Raw genomic sequence first — 13,845 nt, forward strand, 5'->3', positions numbered from 1 at the left:
GACGCTGAACGGAACCCCATGTCGCAAACCATGACCCCGTCGGAAATCGTTTCCGAACTCGACAAGCACATCATCGGCCAGAACAAGGCCAAGAAAGCCGTGGCCGTGGCGCTGCGCAACCGCTGGCGCCGCCAGCAGGTGGCCGACCCCCTGCGCCAGGAAATCACGCCCAAGAACATCCTCATGATCGGGCCCACGGGCGTGGGCAAGACCGAGATCGCGCGCCGCCTGGCCAAGCTGGCCGACGCGCCGTTCATCAAGATCGAGGCCACCAAGTTCACCGAGGTGGGCTACGTGGGCCGCGATGTGGATACCATCGTGCGCGACCTGGCCGAGATGGCCGTCAAGCAGACGCGCGAGTCCGAGATGAAGAAGGTGCGCGCCAAGGCCGAGGACGCCGCCGAGGACCGCCTGCTCGACGTACTGCTGCCGCCGCCGCGCGATATCGGCTTCCAGCAGCAGGAAGACAAGGATTCGAACACGCGCCAGGTGTTCCGCAAGAAGCTGCGCCAGGGCGAACTCGACGACAAGGACATCGAGCTGGAAGTGGCGGCCGCCATGCCGGGCATGGACATCATGGGCCCGCCGGGCATGGAGGACATGACCGAGCAGATCCGCACGATGTTCCAGGGGCTGGGCCAGGGCAAGAAGGCGCGCCGCAAGATGAAGGTGCGCGAGGCGTTCAAGCTGCTGATCGACGAGGAAGCCGGCAAGCTGCTCAACGAGGAGGAGCTCAAGCACAAGGCCATCGCCAATGTCGAGCAGAACGGCATCGTGTTCCTGGACGAGATCGACAAGATCGCCAGCCGCAGCGACGTGGGCGGCGCCGAGGTGTCGCGCCAGGGCGTGCAGCGCGACCTGCTGCCGCTGGTGGAAGGCACCACGGTCAACACGAAGTACGGGATGATCAAGACCGACCACATCCTGTTCATCGCGTCGGGCGCGTTCCACCTGTCCAAGCCGAGCGACCTGATCCCGGAACTGCAGGGCCGCTTCCCGATCCGCGTGGAACTCGATTCGCTGTCCGTGCAGGATTTCGAGGCCATCCTGACGCAGACCGACGCCAGCCTGACCAAGCAGTACCAGGCGCTGCTGAAGACCGAGGAAGTGGACCTCCAGTTCGCCGAAGACGGCATCCGCCGCCTGGCCGAGATCGCGTTCTCGGTCAACGAGAAGGTCGAGAACATCGGCGCGCGCCGCCTGTACACGGTGATGGAGCGCCTGCTCGAAGACCTGTCGTTCCACGCCACGAAGTCGTCGGGTGCCACGGTGACCGTGGATGCCGCCTACGTCGACGAACGGCTCGGGGATCTGGCCGGGAACGAGGATCTGTCGCGATACGTGCTGTAAGTCGCCTGGCTCCCCTCTCCTGCGGGCGAGGGGAGCCACACCCCTGTTTCACCTTCCCTTACACCCGTAAGCATTGGTAAGCCCGCTGGCGCATGGCTGGTCCGGAATGAGACCCTTCCGCACCTTCCAATAACAGACACACGGGAGCGAGCCAATGTCACGTACCCCTTTTTTCAAGAGCAACCGCGTGCGCAAGCGACGGGTGGCGGTGGCCACGGGCAGCGTCGTCGCCGCGATCACGGCGGCCACGGTGTTCCTGTGCATCCGTCCTGAAGTGGTCGCCCAGGTGCAGATCAAGCCGGTGCCGGCCAGCCAGTCGGGCCGTCAGGCGGCGCTGGCGGCCGAGGCCATGGCCTCGGGCGCACTGGTCACGCTGGCCGACCGCCACGCACGCGATGCCGAGCGCATGGCCGATGCCGCCGAGGACGACCTCGGCTGGGACTATGTCCAACTGCGCCTGTAAGCCTTCCGGAACGATCTAGCGCGAGACCGGCCGCTTGCCGAGCTTGCGCTGCAGCGTGCGCCGGTGCATGTTCAGTGCGCGCGCCGTGGCCGAGATATTCCCGCCGTGCTCGGTGAGCACGCGCTGGATATGCTCCCACTCCAGCCGGGCCACCGAGAGCGGCACCGGTTCCTCCAGCGCGGCTTCCGCGGCGTCCTCCGAGATGCCCGCCATCAGCGCGGTCAGGATCGAATCGACGTTGGCCGGCTTGGCCAGATACTCGTCAGCCCCCTGTTTTACCGCTGCCACAGCCGTGGCAATGCTCGCGTAGCCCGTCAGCACCAGGATGCGCGCCTCGGGCAGCGTGTGACGTAGCGGCCCCACCAGATGCAGTCCCGACTCGGCCGGGGCCGTGCCGCCCGCGTCGGGCGGCGGACCCAGGTGCAGGTCGAGCGTGACATAGGCGAACGGCGTGCGCGCGGCCAGCGCCAGCGCGCTGCGGCCATCGTGCGCCACCTGCACCGCGTAGCCGCGCCGCGTCAGGGCCCGCGCCAGCGTGCCGGAGAACACCTCGTCGTCATCAACCACAAGGAAGGGAATCGCGTCGGAAGGCGCCTGGGCGTCGGTCATCACGGCTGGAATGCGTTGCGGTTGAAGGTGGAGTGGCCCGCCGCGCCGCCAGTCGGCAGCCGCAGTTCGGTGACGGTGCCCCCGGCGGGATTGTCGAGCCACGCCAGGCGCCCGCCAAGCTGGCGCGCGGCGCTCTGGGCCAGGTACAGGCCGATGCCGTGCCCGCCCAGCGTGCTGGCCACGGGGCGCTCGCCCAACTGGCCGCGCAGTGCCGGCGCGATGCCGCTGCCGTGGTCGGTCACGCGCAGCAGCAACGCGTCGCCGTCACGGGCGATGTCGAGCCGCAGCGGCGGGGCGCGGAAGGTGTCATCGGCGGTGTCCTGCTGGCTGCGCGCGGCGTTGTCGAGCACGATGGTGAGGATTTGCGCTACCCGGGCGGTGTCCACGGCCTGCGGGCCGGCGTCGGGCGCCACCTCGGCCCGCAGGCTGGCCTGCGGATGGCGCAACTGCCAGCGCTCGACGAACGGGCCCACCCAGGCATCGACGCGCTGCGGCGCCAGCGTCTGGTGGTCCTCGCGCAGCCGCGCCAGGATCGAGCGGCACAGGTCGAGTTGCTGCTCCATCGTGCGCAGGTCGGGCAGATAGTCGGCGATCACGGTGCGGCCACGCGCGGCGTCGGCGGCGTCGCCGCGCAGCTCCCCGGCGATCACGGCCAGCGTGGCCAGCGGCGTGCCGATCTCGTGCGCCACGGCGGCGGCCTGGTCATTGAGCGCCTCCACGCGGGCCTCGCGCAGCAGCAGTTCGCGGGCGTCGTTGAGCTGGGCGTCGCGCTGGCGCAGCACGTTCGACAGGCGCGCCACGAAGATGGCGATCATCACCGCGCTGGCCACGAAGTTGAGCCACATCCCCGCCAGGTGGTAGTTCACGGCGTTGTCGGGGTTGTGCAGGTGCAGCGGCACGTAGTCGAGCAGCAGCAGCGAGTAGCAGGTCAGCGCGTAGCCGGCCAGCAGCGCCACCAGCCGCCACGGCAGGATGGCCGCGGCAATCGCCAGCCCCGGCAGGTAGAACGACACGAACGGGTTGGTGGCGCCGCCGGTATAGAACAGGATGGCCGACAGCGCGCTCAGGTCGACCAGCATCTGCACCATCAGCTCGGCATCGCCCGGCATGGTGTTGCGGCGGGCGTGCCAGCGCAGGCGCGCCACCGTATAGATATTGAACGCGGCCTGGACGACGAACAGGAACAGCAGCGGCTGGTACGGCAGGTGGATGCCGGCGACCGACTCGCACAGCGCCAGCAGCAGCCCCTGGCCGGACAGCAGCGCCCAGCGCAGCCAGCACAGCCGGCGCAGGCTTACCAGGCTGTGGCGCGGCGCGGGCAGGCCGGACACGGCGGCCAGCGGCGGCGAAGGGTGCGAGGGGTCCGGAGAGGGGGCGATCGAGGCTTGCATGGCGCGAGTGTAGCAATGCCGGGCCGGGCTGCCCGGCGTGCGACACCGTGCCGCATTCGGCTGCCGCTCACGCGCGGCGGCGCGTCGTGGTCTAATGTCCGCCGACCAGCCAATTCGTGGAGATGTTTCGTATGCAAGCCAGATTCCGCGCCCTGCGCGCCGCCTCGATCGCCACCGCCGCCCTGACGGGCCTGCTGGCCAGCGCGCAGGCGTTTGCCCAGGTCGATGTCAGCGACGCCTGGGTGCGCGGCACCGTGCCGGCGCAGTCCGCCTCGGGCGCGTTCATGACGATCCATGCGCACCAGGCCGCGAAGCTCGTCGGCGTATCGTCGCCGGTGGCGAGCGCCGAACTGCACGAGATGAAGATGGACAACAACGTGATGCGGATGCGCCAGATTCCGGCGCTGGACCTGCCGCCGATGCAGAACGTCCAGCTCAAGCCGGGTGGCTACCACGTGATGCTGATGGGCCTCAAGCAGCAGCTCAAGGCCGGCGATACCGTGCCCATCACGCTGAAGTTCGAGCAGAACGGCAAGACGATCGAGCAGACCGTCAAGGCCCAGGTGCGCGACGTGACCGCCCCGGCCGCCGGCGCGATGAGCCACGGCGACCACAAGCACTGATCAGCCGCGCAGGCTGATCGCGGCGCTCTCGTCCTCGGTTTCGGTGACGGCGGCGGCATGCTGCACGCGCTCGCGCAGCCAGGTGTGGCCGGGGTCGGCGTCGGCCTTCTCGGGCCAGATCATGCTGTAGGTGAAGCCGGGGATCGTGAACGGCGCCTCGAAGATCGCCAGCCGCTCGTCGGCCAGCGCCTCCAGCGTGCGCCGGGCGGCGGTCAGGACCATGTTGGTACCCAGGATCAGCCCCGGCGCCACGCTCCAGTGCGGCACCACGCACGCGATCTTGCGCCGCCCGCCCAGCCGCGTGACGGCGGCGTCGATCGCCTCGCCGCGCTCGGTCGGACCGGTCACCAGCACGTGGGAGCGCGCCAGGTAGGCCACGTGGTCGAGCCGGCCGGTGTCGCGCACCGTGGCGGCGTCCACGGCACATGCGAAATCGTCGTTGAACAGCGCCGCGGTGCGCACGCCCTCGGGTTCGAAGGCAAAAGCGCCCAGCGCCACGTCCAGCTCGCCGTCGGCAATCTGCCCGGTCATCGATTCCCGGCTCGACTGCGTGACCGTGAGATCGATGTTCGGCGCCGCCTTGCGCACCGTACGCAGCAGGCGCGGCAGCACCACCAGCGCGCCGTAGTCCGACATCGCCAGCCGGAACGTACGCCGGGCCGTGGCGGGCTGGAAGCCGCCCGGGCCCAGCAGGATGCGGACCTGCGCCAGCGCCTCGGCCAGCGGGCCGGCCAGTTCGTGCGCGCGCGGGGTCAGCACCAGGCCCCCCTGGCCACGTACCAGCAACGGATCGTCCAATAGCTGCCGCAGCCGTGCCAGCGAGTGGCTGACGGCGGGCTGGCTCAGCTGCAGCCGCAAGGCGGCGCGCGAGATATGGCGTTCCGCCAGCAGCGCTTCCAGCACTACCAGCAGGTTCAGATCGATTCCGCGTAGGCTATTCATGCCGCGAATGTTAAACCGGAATTCGCCGCTTTTGTCATTCGCAAGGTGCAAAACACCGGCAAACAACAAAAATTTTCGGAGGGTTTCAGAACTGTCTCAATCCGGGGCCGCCTGGCGCTGCTTCAGGCAGGCCGGGCACAGGCAGTGCTGGCCGGCCACGATCTGGCGCGAGGGCAGCAGCGGCTGGCTGGCGCACCAGCACTCGGGCAATCCGGCCACGTACCCGCACACGAACGGGGCCCCGCAGGCGCTGCAGCGTTCCACCGGACGCAGTTGCCCGGTCTGGATCGTGGACGGATCGGTCATGGGGTATCACGTTGTTGCAAAGCAGCGATTGCGATGGGGGCGCCGGTTTCTTGTAAAATCGGCGCCTGCCGCACGGACGGCAGCCGCAACGCCGGCCTCGCCCGTATCGCCTACCCGGCGGACGGTTAATCATGATACCTGCTCCACATCACACGGAATGTCCGAAGCCATGAACGCTGACAATCCTGGGCCTGCCGCCACCACGGTTGCGGCCATCGCCCCCGCCCTCAAGGCCGAGATCCTCGCCGAGGCGCTGCCTTACATCCGCAAGTTCCACGGCAAGACCATTGTGGTCAAGTACGGCGGCAATGCGATGACCGAGGAAAAGCTCAAGCACGGCTTTGCGCGCGACGTGATCCTGCTGAAGCTCGTGGGCATGAACCCGGTGGTGGTGCATGGCGGCGGCCCGCAGATCGACGAGGCGCTGAAGAAGGTGGGCAAGGTCGGCACCTTCATCCAGGGCATGCGCGTCACCGACGAGGAGACCATGGAAGTCGTGGAATGGGTGCTCGGCGGCGAAGTCCAGCAGGACATCGTGATGCTGATCAACCAATACGGCGGCCAGGCGGTGGGCCTGACGGGCAAGGACGGCGGGCTGATCCGCGCCAAGCGCCTGCAGATGCCGGACCGCGAGAACCCGGGCACGTTCATCGACATCGGCTTCGTGGGCGATATCGAGGCGATCAACCCCGCCGTGGTCAAGGCGCTGCAGGACGACGCGTTCATCCCGGTGATCTCGCCGATCGGCTTCTCCGACGACGGCCAGGCCTACAACATCAACGCCGACGTGGTGGCGGGCAAGATGGCCGAGATCCTGAAGGCCGAGAAGCTCGTCATGATGACGAACATCCCCGGCGTGATGGACAAGAAGGGCAACCTGCTGACCGACCTGTCGGCGCGCGAGATCGAGGAACTGTTCGCCGATGGCACGATCTCGGGCGGCATGCTGCCGAAGATCTCGTCCGCGCTCGACGCCGCCAAGAGCGGCGTGCACTCGGTGCACATCGTCGACGGCCGCATCGAACACTCGCTGCTGCTCGAAATCCTGACCGAACAGGCGTTCGGCACGATGATCCGCTCGCACTGAGTGCGCCACCGGGAAGCCCCGCCTGACGCGGCTTCCCGGTCCGTTCTCCCAGACTCCCCCCGCTCCTTGCATTCCCGCAATCCCGGCGTGTTCATCCATCAGCCCTCGCGGCATCGTGGCGAGGTGCCCGCGCGCGCCCGCACGCCTGGTGCCGGACATCGTGCGCGCCGGCACCTGCGGCGCGACGTGGCGGGCGATACCTCGGGCGGCACGGTCTGGCTGTTCGACCTCGACAACACGCTGCACGACGCCTCGCACGCGATCTTCCCGGCCATCAACGCGCTGATGACGGCCTACGTGGCGCGCGTGCTCGGCTGCGACGCGGCCGAGGCCAGCCGCGTGCGGGTGGACTACTGGCGGCGCTACGGCGCCACGCTGCTCGGCATGGTCCGCCACCACGGCGTGGATGCCGGCGATTTCCTGCGCGCCGCGCACGAGTTTCCGGAACTGGCCCGGATGGTGCGCGTGCGCCGGGGGCTGGCGGCGGCGCTGCGGCGGCTGCCGGGGCGCAAGATCCTGGTGACCAATGCGCCGCGCGACTACGCCCACGCGGTAATGGCGCTGGCCGGCATCGAACACTGTTTCGAGCGCGTGGTGGCCATCGACGACATGTGGGTGCACGGCCATCTGCGGCCCAAGCCCGACCGCCGCATGCTGCAGCGGCTGCTGACGCAGGCCGGCGTGGCCGCGCACCGGGCGGTGCTGGTGGAAGACACGCTCTCGCACCTGAAGCATTATCGGGGCATGGGTGTCCGCACGGCCTGGGTGACGGGCTTCCTGCGCACGGTGGCGCCGTCGCGGCCGCATCCCGTGGCGCCCGCCGTGGACGGCGCCACGCGCGACGCCGCCACGCGCCAGACCCTGGCGGCGGAAGACCGCCAGCACGCGGGGCACGCCGCGCAGGAGCGTTCGGTGACGTTGGTCGCCGCAGAGAGCCAGGACCCGGCGACGGGCCGGACTGCGGCAACGGCGCCACAGACCGAGGCCGGCGTGGCCCCGGCAGGCGGGGTGCGGTGGGTCAATCGCCCGCGCTATGTGGACATAAAAGTACAATCAATGCATCAACTCCTAAAACAAAAGCGGAGAATCGGGTCATGACGCAAACCATCGCTCGCCAGGCCGAGGCGCCTATGCCTCCCGTCACCACGGTTGCCGATCCCGAGGCGCCGGCGCGCAAGCGTCCGCGCCCCGGCGAACGCCGCATCCAGATCCTGCAGACGCTGGCGGGCATGCTCGAACATCCGCGCGGGGAAAAGATCACCACGGCGGCGCTGGCCGCGAAGCTGTCGGTCTCCGAGGCCGCGCTGTACCGCCATTTCGCCAGCAAGGCGCAGATGTTCGAAGGGCTGATCGGCTTCATCGAGCAGACCGTGTTCGGGCTGATCAACCAGATCACCACGCAGGAAGAGCATGGCGTGCGCCAGTTGCAGGCCATCGTGCGCATGCTGCTGACGTTCGCCGAGAAGAACCCCGGCATGACGCGCGTGCTGACCGGCGAGGCGCTGGTGGGCGAGCACGAGCGGTTGCAGGAGCGCATCAACCAGATGGTGGACCGCATCGAGGCATCGCTGCGCCAGTGCCTGAAGGTGGCCGTCACCCAGGCCGCGTTTCCGGCCGACGCCGATGTGCCGGTGCGCGTGGCGCTGATCATGGCCGCGGTGCAGGGCCACTGGCACCGTTACGCCAAGGGCGGCTTCCGCAAGCTGCCTTCGGAAAACATCGACGCCCAGTTGCGCGTGCTGCTGGGCTGATTCCCGTACCGGGCGCAGGGACGTGAGCACGTCCCGCGCTTTGCACTATAATGTGCGGGTCGCGCCGATTTGATGACTGGCTTGCGGGCGCGCGGCAGCCTGGGGAGTGTCCCCGGGATGCCAATATAAATGCGGCTAAAGAGGTTGGGTCGGTGCCTCGCGGATGGATTCATCCACGCTACGGCGCCGGCACGCGGGACACCGCGGAAAGCCCGACTTGGCTGCGCTCCAACGCATATGCCGGTCGGGTTTTTTTATGCCTGCCGTTTCGCGCGGGCCCGCTCAATGACCGATGTCGCTCCTCCCGCTGGCGTCCTCGACGTGCCGACCGATTCGGTCGGAGTCGTCACGCCCCAGCGCCTGCATTTCGCCGAGCCGCTGCAACTGCGCAATGGCAGCCAACTGGCCGGCTACGACCTGATGGTCGAGACCTACGGCACGCTCAACGCCGCCCGCAGCAACGCCGTGCTGGTGTGCCACGCGCTCAATGCCTCGCACCACGTGGCCGGCATCGCCGCCGACAATCCGCGCGATATCGGCTGGTGGGACAACATGGTCGGCCCCGGCAAGCCGCTCGACACCAACCGCTTCTTCGTGATCGGGGTCAACAACCTCGGCTCGTGTTTCGGCTCGACCGGCCCGATGAGCACCAACCCCGCCACGGGCCAGCCCTACGGCGCGCTGTTCCCGGTGGTGACGGTGGAAGACTGGGTCAACGCCCAGGCGCGCGTGGCCGATCACTTCGGCATCGGGCAGTTCGCCGCGGTGATGGGCGGCAGCCTCGGCGGCATGCAGGCGCTGGCCTGGAGCCTGATGTATCCGGACCGGCTGCGCCACTGCATCGTGGTGGCGTCCACGCCGAAGCTGTCGGCCCAGAACATCGCGTTCAACGAGGTGGCGCGCAGCGCGATCCTGTCTGACCCCGACTTCCACGGCGGCAACTACTACGCCCACAACGCCAAGCCCAAGCGCGGCCTGCGCGTGGCGCGCATGATCGGTCACATTACGTACCTGTCCGACGAGGACATGGCCGAGAAATTCGGCCGGACGCTGAAGGCCGAAGACATCCAGTTCTCGTTCGATGTCGAGTTCCAGGTGGAGAGCTACCTGCGCTACCAGGGCGACAAGTTCGCCGAGTACTTCGACGCCAACACCTACCTGCTGATCACGCGCGCGCTGGACTACTTCGACCCCGCGCTGCGCTTCAACGGCGACCTGACGCAGGCCATGGCGCAGACCCATTCCAACTTCCTGGTGGTGAGCTTCAGCACGGACTGGCGCTTTGCGCCGAACCGCAGCCGCGAGATCGTCAAGGCGCTGCTCGACAACAAGCGGCGCGTGTCGTACGCCGAGATCGACGCCCCGCACGGCCACGACGCCTTCCTGCTCGACGATCCGCGCTATCACAACCTGATGCGCGCCTACTACGAACGCATTGCCGAGGAGATCGGTGCATGAACGCCGCCACCAATCCCAATATCCTGGCGCTGCGGCCGGACTTCCGCGCCATCGCGCGCTGGATCGAACCGAATTCGAGCGTGCTGGACGCCGGCTGCGGCGACGGCAGCCTGCTGCGCGTGCTGCAGGACGAGCTGGACGTGCATGCCTATGGCATCGAGATCCGCGACGAGGGCGTGCTGGCCTGCGCCCAGAAGGGCGTGCACGTGATCCAGCAGAACCTGGAAGGCGGGCTGGCGCTGTTCGAGGACAAGAGCTTCGACACGGTGATCCTGTCCCAGACGCTGCAGACCATCCACAACACCGCCCAGGTGCTGCGCGACACGCTGCGGGTGGGGCGCGAGTGCATTGTCTCGTTCCCGAATTTCGGCTACTGGCCGCACCGGCTGTCGGTGTTCCGGGGCCGCATGCCGGTGTCGGAATCGCTGCCGTACCAGTGGTACAACACGCCGAACGTGCGCGTGCTGACCATCGGCGACTTCGAGGAACTGGCGCCCAAGGTGGGGCTGCGCGTGCTGGACCGCGTGGTCATGCACGAGGGCGTGACCGTGAACTGGGGCGTGAACTGGCGCGGCAGCCTGGCGGTGTACCGGGTGACGGCCGTCTGACACGGGCGGGCCCGTCTTGACGGCGGGCCGGGGTGGGCATACCGTACGGCAATCATCGAACGACCGTACTTTTTTTGCCATGACGCAAGCGCCCCTGCATCCGCTCGATCAAGCCGTGCAACTCGAACCGGCCGGCGAACACCGCTACCGCGGCCATACCAGCCAAGCCTACTGGAACATGATCGGCCCGTTCGGCGGTGCCACGGCCGCCGTGATGCTGCAGGCGGCGCTCGATCATCCGGAGCGGCTCGGCGACCCGAGCGCGCTGACCGTCAACTTTGCCGGGCCGATTGCCGAGGGCGCCTTCGAAGTGGTGGCGCGGCCGGCGCGCACCAACCGTTCGACCCAGCACTGGCACCTCGAACTGCTACAGAATGGCGAAATTACGACGACCGGAAGTGCGGTCTTCGCGGTCCGGCGCGACACGTGGAACTGCGGCGAGGCTGTGATGCCCGCAGTGCCGGCGGCCGACTCACTGCCGCGCATGGCTGGCTTCGCCCCGGTCAAGTGGCTCGGCAGCTACGACATGCGGGCCGTGCGTGGTGCCAAGCCCGACGCGGCGGCCGGTACCGAGAACCCGGACAGCCTGACCCAGTTCTGGCTCCGCGACGCACCGGCGCGCACGCCTGACTACACGTCGATCGCCGCCTGGTGCGACGCGTTCTACCCGCGCATTTTCCTCAAGCGCGCCGGTTTCGTGCCGGCTGGCACGGTCTCGCTGACCACCTATTTCCATGCCGATGCGGCCACGCTGGCCGCGCTCGGCGACCGCCATGTGCTCGGCAGCGCCCAGGCGCGCGTGTTCCGGCAGGGCTTCTTCGACCAGACGGCCGAGATCTGGAGCCCGGACGGCGAGTTGCTCGCCACGTCCCACCAGATCGTCTACTACAAGGAATAGCGGCAGGACCCGGGCGCCCCGGGCCGCGCCCTGGCCAGGTCAGGCCGGGCGGGCGTTGGCCACCGGTTCCGGCTCGCGCGCCTGCGCCTCGTAGCGGTGGACCGTGCGGCGCATCGCCCACAGCAGCGCCACGCCCGGCAACGCCGCCACGACCGTGCCAAGGTAGAACGGCGCCCAGCCCCAGGCCTCGACCATGTAGCCCGAGGTGGGCCCCACGTAGACCCGGCCGATCGACGCCAGCGCGGACAGCAGCGCGTACTGGGTGGCCGAGAACGAGCGGTTGCACAGCGTCATCAGCAGCGCCACGAAGGCCGCGGTGCCCATGCCGCCGCAGAGGTTTTCCACCGCGATGGTCGCGCCCATCGTCCACAGGTGCGGCGGCGTGACCGCCAGCACCCAGTAGCCAAGGTTCGACACCGCCTGCAGGATGCCGAACACCATCAGCGAGCGGTACAGCCCGAGCCGCACCATCAGCGAGCCGCCGAACAGCGCCCCGATGATCGTCGCGGCCAGCCCCAGCGTCTTGTTGACGATGCCGACCTGGCCCGGATCGAACCCCAGGCCACGGATCAGGAAGGTGGTGGACAGGCTGCCGGCGAAGGCGTCGCCGAGCTTGTACAGCACGATCAGCAGCAGCAGCCACCACGCGCCTTGGCGGCCGAAGAAGTCGCGCAGCGGGCCGAGCACCGCTTCTTCCAGCGTGCGCGGCGCACGCGCCGGCGCGTCCGGCTCGGGCGCCCAGAGCAGGGTCAGCAGGCCCACGCCCATCAGGCCGGCCATCAGCAGGTACATGTTCGACCAGCCCAGCACGCGGTCCGCCAGATAGAGTGCCAGCCCCCCGGAGACCAGCATCGCCAGCCGGTAGCCAAGCACCTTGACGGCTGCCCCGGCGCCGCGCTCGCTGGAGCGCAGCACGTCGGTACTGTAGGCATCGAACACGATGTCCTGCGAGGCGGACAGGAAGGCCACCAGCGTGGCCAGCGCGGCCAGCGTCCAGAGCGCCTGCTGCGGCGGGCAGAACGCCATGGCGGCGATGCTGGCCACCAGGCCGAGCTGGGTCACCAGCAGCCAGCCGCGCCGCCGGCCGAGCAGCGGCGGCGTGTAGCGGTCCATCAGCGGCGCCCACAGGAACTTGAAGATGTAGGCCTGCCCGACCAGCGAGAAGAAGCCGATCGTCTTGATATCGAGCCCCTCCACGGTCATCCACGCCTGCAGGGTGCCCGAGGTCAGCGCCAGCGGCAGCCCCGAGGCAAAGCCGAGCGTCAGCATGGCGCCGATGCGGCGATTCCGAAAAATATCTAGATAAGTGTGGAAATTCATGATGGGGAGGCGCGAAGGCTGGCGTGTATTATTGCATCACCCGTTCGCGCCGCCGCCACCTTTATCGTCCCCGAACCCATGCGTCAGACCTGCCTGCGCGCCACCCTGGCCGTTGCGATTTCCACGTTGGCGCTGCCCGCGGCCGCGCAGGAGGTGGCCGTGGTGGCCGCGCCCGACGATGGCGTGCGCGTGGCGCGCAATGATTCGCGCGTGCGGATGATCGTGCCGATGGAGGTCATCGACCAGCAGGCCGCCCGCGAGTACGAACAGGTCAAGCAGGAGGCCATCGCCAAGAAAACGCTGCTCGGCGACGACGATCCCCAGGTGCAGCGCCTGCGCGAGATCGGCATCCGGCTGTTGCCCCAGACCGTGCTCTGGAACCCGCGCGCCGGCCGCTGGCCGTGGGAGATCAACGTGATCCGCGCGAACCAGGTCAACGCGTTCTGCATGCCCGGCGGCAAGATGGCCGTCTACACGGGGCTGCTCGACGACCTCAAGCTGACCGATGACGAGGTAGCCATGGTGATGGGCCACGAGATCGCCCACGCGCTGGAGGAACACGCCCGCCAGCGCGCCGCGCAGGCCGAGATCTCGAACCTGGGCGCCAACGTGGTGTCGCAACTGACCGGTTTCGGCAACCTCGGCAACATGGATATCGGCGCCAACGCCAAGATGCTGTCGCTGCGGTTCTCGCGCCGGGAAGAGACCGAGGCCGACCTGATCGGCATGGACATCGCGGCGCGCGCCGGCTATGACCCGCGCGCCGCCATCACGCTCTGGCGCAAGATGGGCACGGTGCTGGCAGCCGGCGACGAGTTCACGTCGACCCATCCGTCCGGCCGCAGCCGGATCGCCGTGCTCGAAGCCCACATGAAGGAAGTGCTGCCGCTCTACGCGGCCGCCATCAGCATGCCGATGGAGAAGCTGCCGGCGCATCGGCCGAACATGGCCAACCTCGGCGGCGCCCCGGTGGATGCGGGCGACGAGGACCAGCAGAGTCCGCTAAAAAAGTAAGCACGAGTCACGATTTCGTTCATCG

General features: G+C 68.4%; 15 protein-coding genes. 10 read left to right on the forward strand and 5 right to left on the reverse strand.

The window, feature by feature from the left end:
* Positions 1-18 precede the first annotated feature (18 nt).
* Positions 19-1,350, forward strand: a complete 1,332-nt coding sequence (gene hslU / locus EV147_RS15170) for an ATP-dependent protease ATPase subunit HslU (protein WP_130392037.1) — start codon at positions 19-21, stop codon at positions 1,348-1,350.
* A gap of 154 nt (positions 1,351-1,504) precedes the next feature.
* On the forward strand, positions 1,505-1,813 hold the full coding sequence (locus EV147_RS15175) for a hypothetical protein (protein WP_130392038.1): 309 nt from the start codon (positions 1,505-1,507) through the stop codon (positions 1,811-1,813).
* Between the two features lie 15 nt (positions 1,814-1,828).
* Here the strand turns inward: EV147_RS15175 and EV147_RS15180 are convergent, their stop codons facing one another.
* The gene (locus EV147_RS15180) at positions 1,829-2,422 is read right to left on the reverse strand and encodes a response regulator transcription factor (protein ID WP_130392039.1); all 594 of its coding nucleotides are present in this window, start codon (positions 2,420-2,422) and stop codon (positions 1,829-1,831) included.
* Positions 2,422-3,813: an ATP-binding protein gene (locus EV147_RS15185; RefSeq protein WP_130392040.1), complete on the reverse strand. Its 1,392-nt coding sequence runs from the start codon at positions 3,811-3,813 to the stop codon at positions 2,422-2,424. The genes EV147_RS15180 and EV147_RS15185 overlap by 1 nt, the downstream gene beginning before the upstream one ends.
* Before the next feature lie 131 nt (positions 3,814-3,944).
* Between EV147_RS15185 and EV147_RS15190 the strand changes: the two genes are divergently transcribed.
* A complete protein-coding gene (locus EV147_RS15190) occupies positions 3,945-4,436 on the forward strand; it encodes a copper chaperone PCu(A)C (protein WP_130392041.1) in 492 nt (163 codons plus the stop codon).
* On the opposite strand, the gene EV147_RS15195 is transcribed toward EV147_RS15190, so the two are convergent.
* Positions 4,437-5,378 carry a LysR family transcriptional regulator gene (locus EV147_RS15195; RefSeq protein ID WP_130392042.1) on the reverse strand — a complete coding sequence of 314 codons (942 nt, stop codon included), beginning with the start codon at positions 5,376-5,378 and terminating at the stop codon, positions 4,437-4,439.
* A 96-nt stretch (positions 5,379-5,474) separates the two neighbouring features.
* Positions 5,475-5,684, reverse strand: coding sequence for a cysteine-rich CWC family protein (locus EV147_RS15200; protein WP_130392043.1), 210 nt, complete (start codon positions 5,682-5,684; stop codon positions 5,475-5,477).
* 169 nt (positions 5,685-5,853) lie between these two features.
* Here EV147_RS15200 and argB point away from each other — a divergent pair, with 169 nt between their 5' ends.
* The 6 genes from argB to EV147_RS15230 all read left to right on the forward strand — a co-directional run bounded on the left by argB (position 5,854) and on the right by EV147_RS15230 (position 11,486).
* Positions 5,854-6,771: an acetylglutamate kinase gene (argB, locus tag EV147_RS15205; protein WP_130392044.1), complete on the forward strand. Its 918-nt coding sequence runs from the start codon at positions 5,854-5,856 to the stop codon at positions 6,769-6,771.
* Between the two features lie 87 nt (positions 6,772-6,858).
* The gene (locus EV147_RS15210; RefSeq protein ID WP_130392045.1) at positions 6,859-7,869 is read left to right on the forward strand and encodes a pyrimidine 5'-nucleotidase; all 1,011 of its coding nucleotides are present in this window, start codon (positions 6,859-6,861) and stop codon (positions 7,867-7,869) included.
* Positions 7,870-7,901: 32 nt separating this feature from the next.
* Entirely contained in the window at positions 7,902-8,522 is a 621-nt protein-coding gene (gene slmA / locus EV147_RS15215) for a nucleoid occlusion factor SlmA (RefSeq protein ID WP_235844768.1), read from the forward strand.
* A gap of 285 nt (positions 8,523-8,807) precedes the next feature.
* Positions 8,808-9,980 (forward strand): homoserine O-succinyltransferase MetX, encoded by a 1,173-nt coding sequence (gene metX, locus EV147_RS15220; RefSeq protein WP_130392047.1) that lies wholly within the window; start codon positions 8,808-8,810, stop codon positions 9,978-9,980.
* A complete protein-coding gene (gene metW, locus EV147_RS15225) occupies positions 9,977-10,588 on the forward strand; it encodes a methionine biosynthesis protein MetW (RefSeq protein WP_130392048.1) in 612 nt (203 codons plus the stop codon). The genes metX and metW overlap by 4 nt, the downstream gene beginning before the upstream one ends.
* 79 nt (positions 10,589-10,667) lie before the next feature.
* Positions 10,668-11,486 (forward strand): acyl-CoA thioesterase, encoded by an 819-nt coding sequence (locus tag EV147_RS15230; protein WP_130392049.1) that lies wholly within the window; start codon positions 10,668-10,670, stop codon positions 11,484-11,486.
* A gap of 39 nt (positions 11,487-11,525) precedes the next feature.
* On the opposite strand, the gene EV147_RS15235 is transcribed toward EV147_RS15230, so the two are convergent.
* Positions 11,526-12,806 carry a muropeptide transporter gene (locus EV147_RS15235; RefSeq protein ID WP_130392050.1) on the reverse strand — a complete coding sequence of 427 codons (1,281 nt, stop codon included), beginning with the start codon at positions 12,804-12,806 and terminating at the stop codon, positions 11,526-11,528.
* Between the two features lie 78 nt (positions 12,807-12,884).
* Here EV147_RS15235 and EV147_RS15240 point away from each other — a divergent pair, with 78 nt between their 5' ends.
* Positions 12,885-13,820, forward strand: a complete 936-nt coding sequence (locus EV147_RS15240; protein WP_130392051.1) for a M48 family metallopeptidase — start codon at positions 12,885-12,887, stop codon at positions 13,818-13,820.
* Positions 13,821-13,845: the final 25 nt, after the last annotated feature.

Source organism: Cupriavidus agavae (assembly GCF_004217045.1).
GTDB lineage: Bacteria > Pseudomonadota > Gammaproteobacteria > Burkholderiales > Burkholderiaceae > Cupriavidus > Cupriavidus agavae.

What these genes read in the sequence shown, in the direction of transcription:
- hslU (WP_130392037.1), top strand. Translation starts at nt 19, where the DNA reads ATGTCGCAAACCATGACCCCGTCGGAAATCGTTTCCGAACTCGACAAG.
- EV147_RS15175 (WP_130392038.1), top strand. Translation starts at nt 1,505, where the DNA reads ATGTCACGTACCCCTTTTTTCAAGAGCAACCGCGTGCGCAAGCGACGG.
- EV147_RS15180 (WP_130392039.1), bottom strand. Translation starts at nt 2,422, where the DNA reads ATGACCGACGCCCAGGCGCCTTCCGACGCGATTCCCTTCCTTGTGGTT.
- EV147_RS15185 (WP_130392040.1), bottom strand. Translation starts at nt 3,813, where the DNA reads ATGCAAGCCTCGATCGCCCCCTCTCCGGACCCCTCGCACCCTTCGCCG.
- EV147_RS15190 (WP_130392041.1), top strand. Translation starts at nt 3,945, where the DNA reads ATGCAAGCCAGATTCCGCGCCCTGCGCGCCGCCTCGATCGCCACCGCC.
- EV147_RS15195 (WP_130392042.1), bottom strand. Translation starts at nt 5,378, where the DNA reads ATGAATAGCCTACGCGGAATCGATCTGAACCTGCTGGTAGTGCTGGAA.
- EV147_RS15200 (WP_130392043.1), bottom strand. Translation starts at nt 5,684, where the DNA reads ATGACCGATCCGTCCACGATCCAGACCGGGCAACTGCGTCCGGTGGAA.
- argB (WP_130392044.1), top strand. Translation starts at nt 5,854, where the DNA reads ATGAACGCTGACAATCCTGGGCCTGCCGCCACCACGGTTGCGGCCATC.
- slmA (WP_235844768.1), top strand. Translation starts at nt 7,902, where the DNA reads ATGCCTCCCGTCACCACGGTTGCCGATCCCGAGGCGCCGGCGCGCAAG.
- metX (WP_130392047.1), top strand. Translation starts at nt 8,808, where the DNA reads ATGACCGATGTCGCTCCTCCCGCTGGCGTCCTCGACGTGCCGACCGAT.
- metW (WP_130392048.1), top strand. Translation starts at nt 9,977, where the DNA reads ATGAACGCCGCCACCAATCCCAATATCCTGGCGCTGCGGCCGGACTTC.
- EV147_RS15230 (WP_130392049.1), top strand. Translation starts at nt 10,668, where the DNA reads ATGACGCAAGCGCCCCTGCATCCGCTCGATCAAGCCGTGCAACTCGAA.
- EV147_RS15235 (WP_130392050.1), bottom strand. Translation starts at nt 12,806, where the DNA reads ATGAATTTCCACACTTATCTAGATATTTTTCGGAATCGCCGCATCGGC.
- EV147_RS15240 (WP_130392051.1), top strand. Translation starts at nt 12,885, where the DNA reads ATGCGTCAGACCTGCCTGCGCGCCACCCTGGCCGTTGCGATTTCCACG.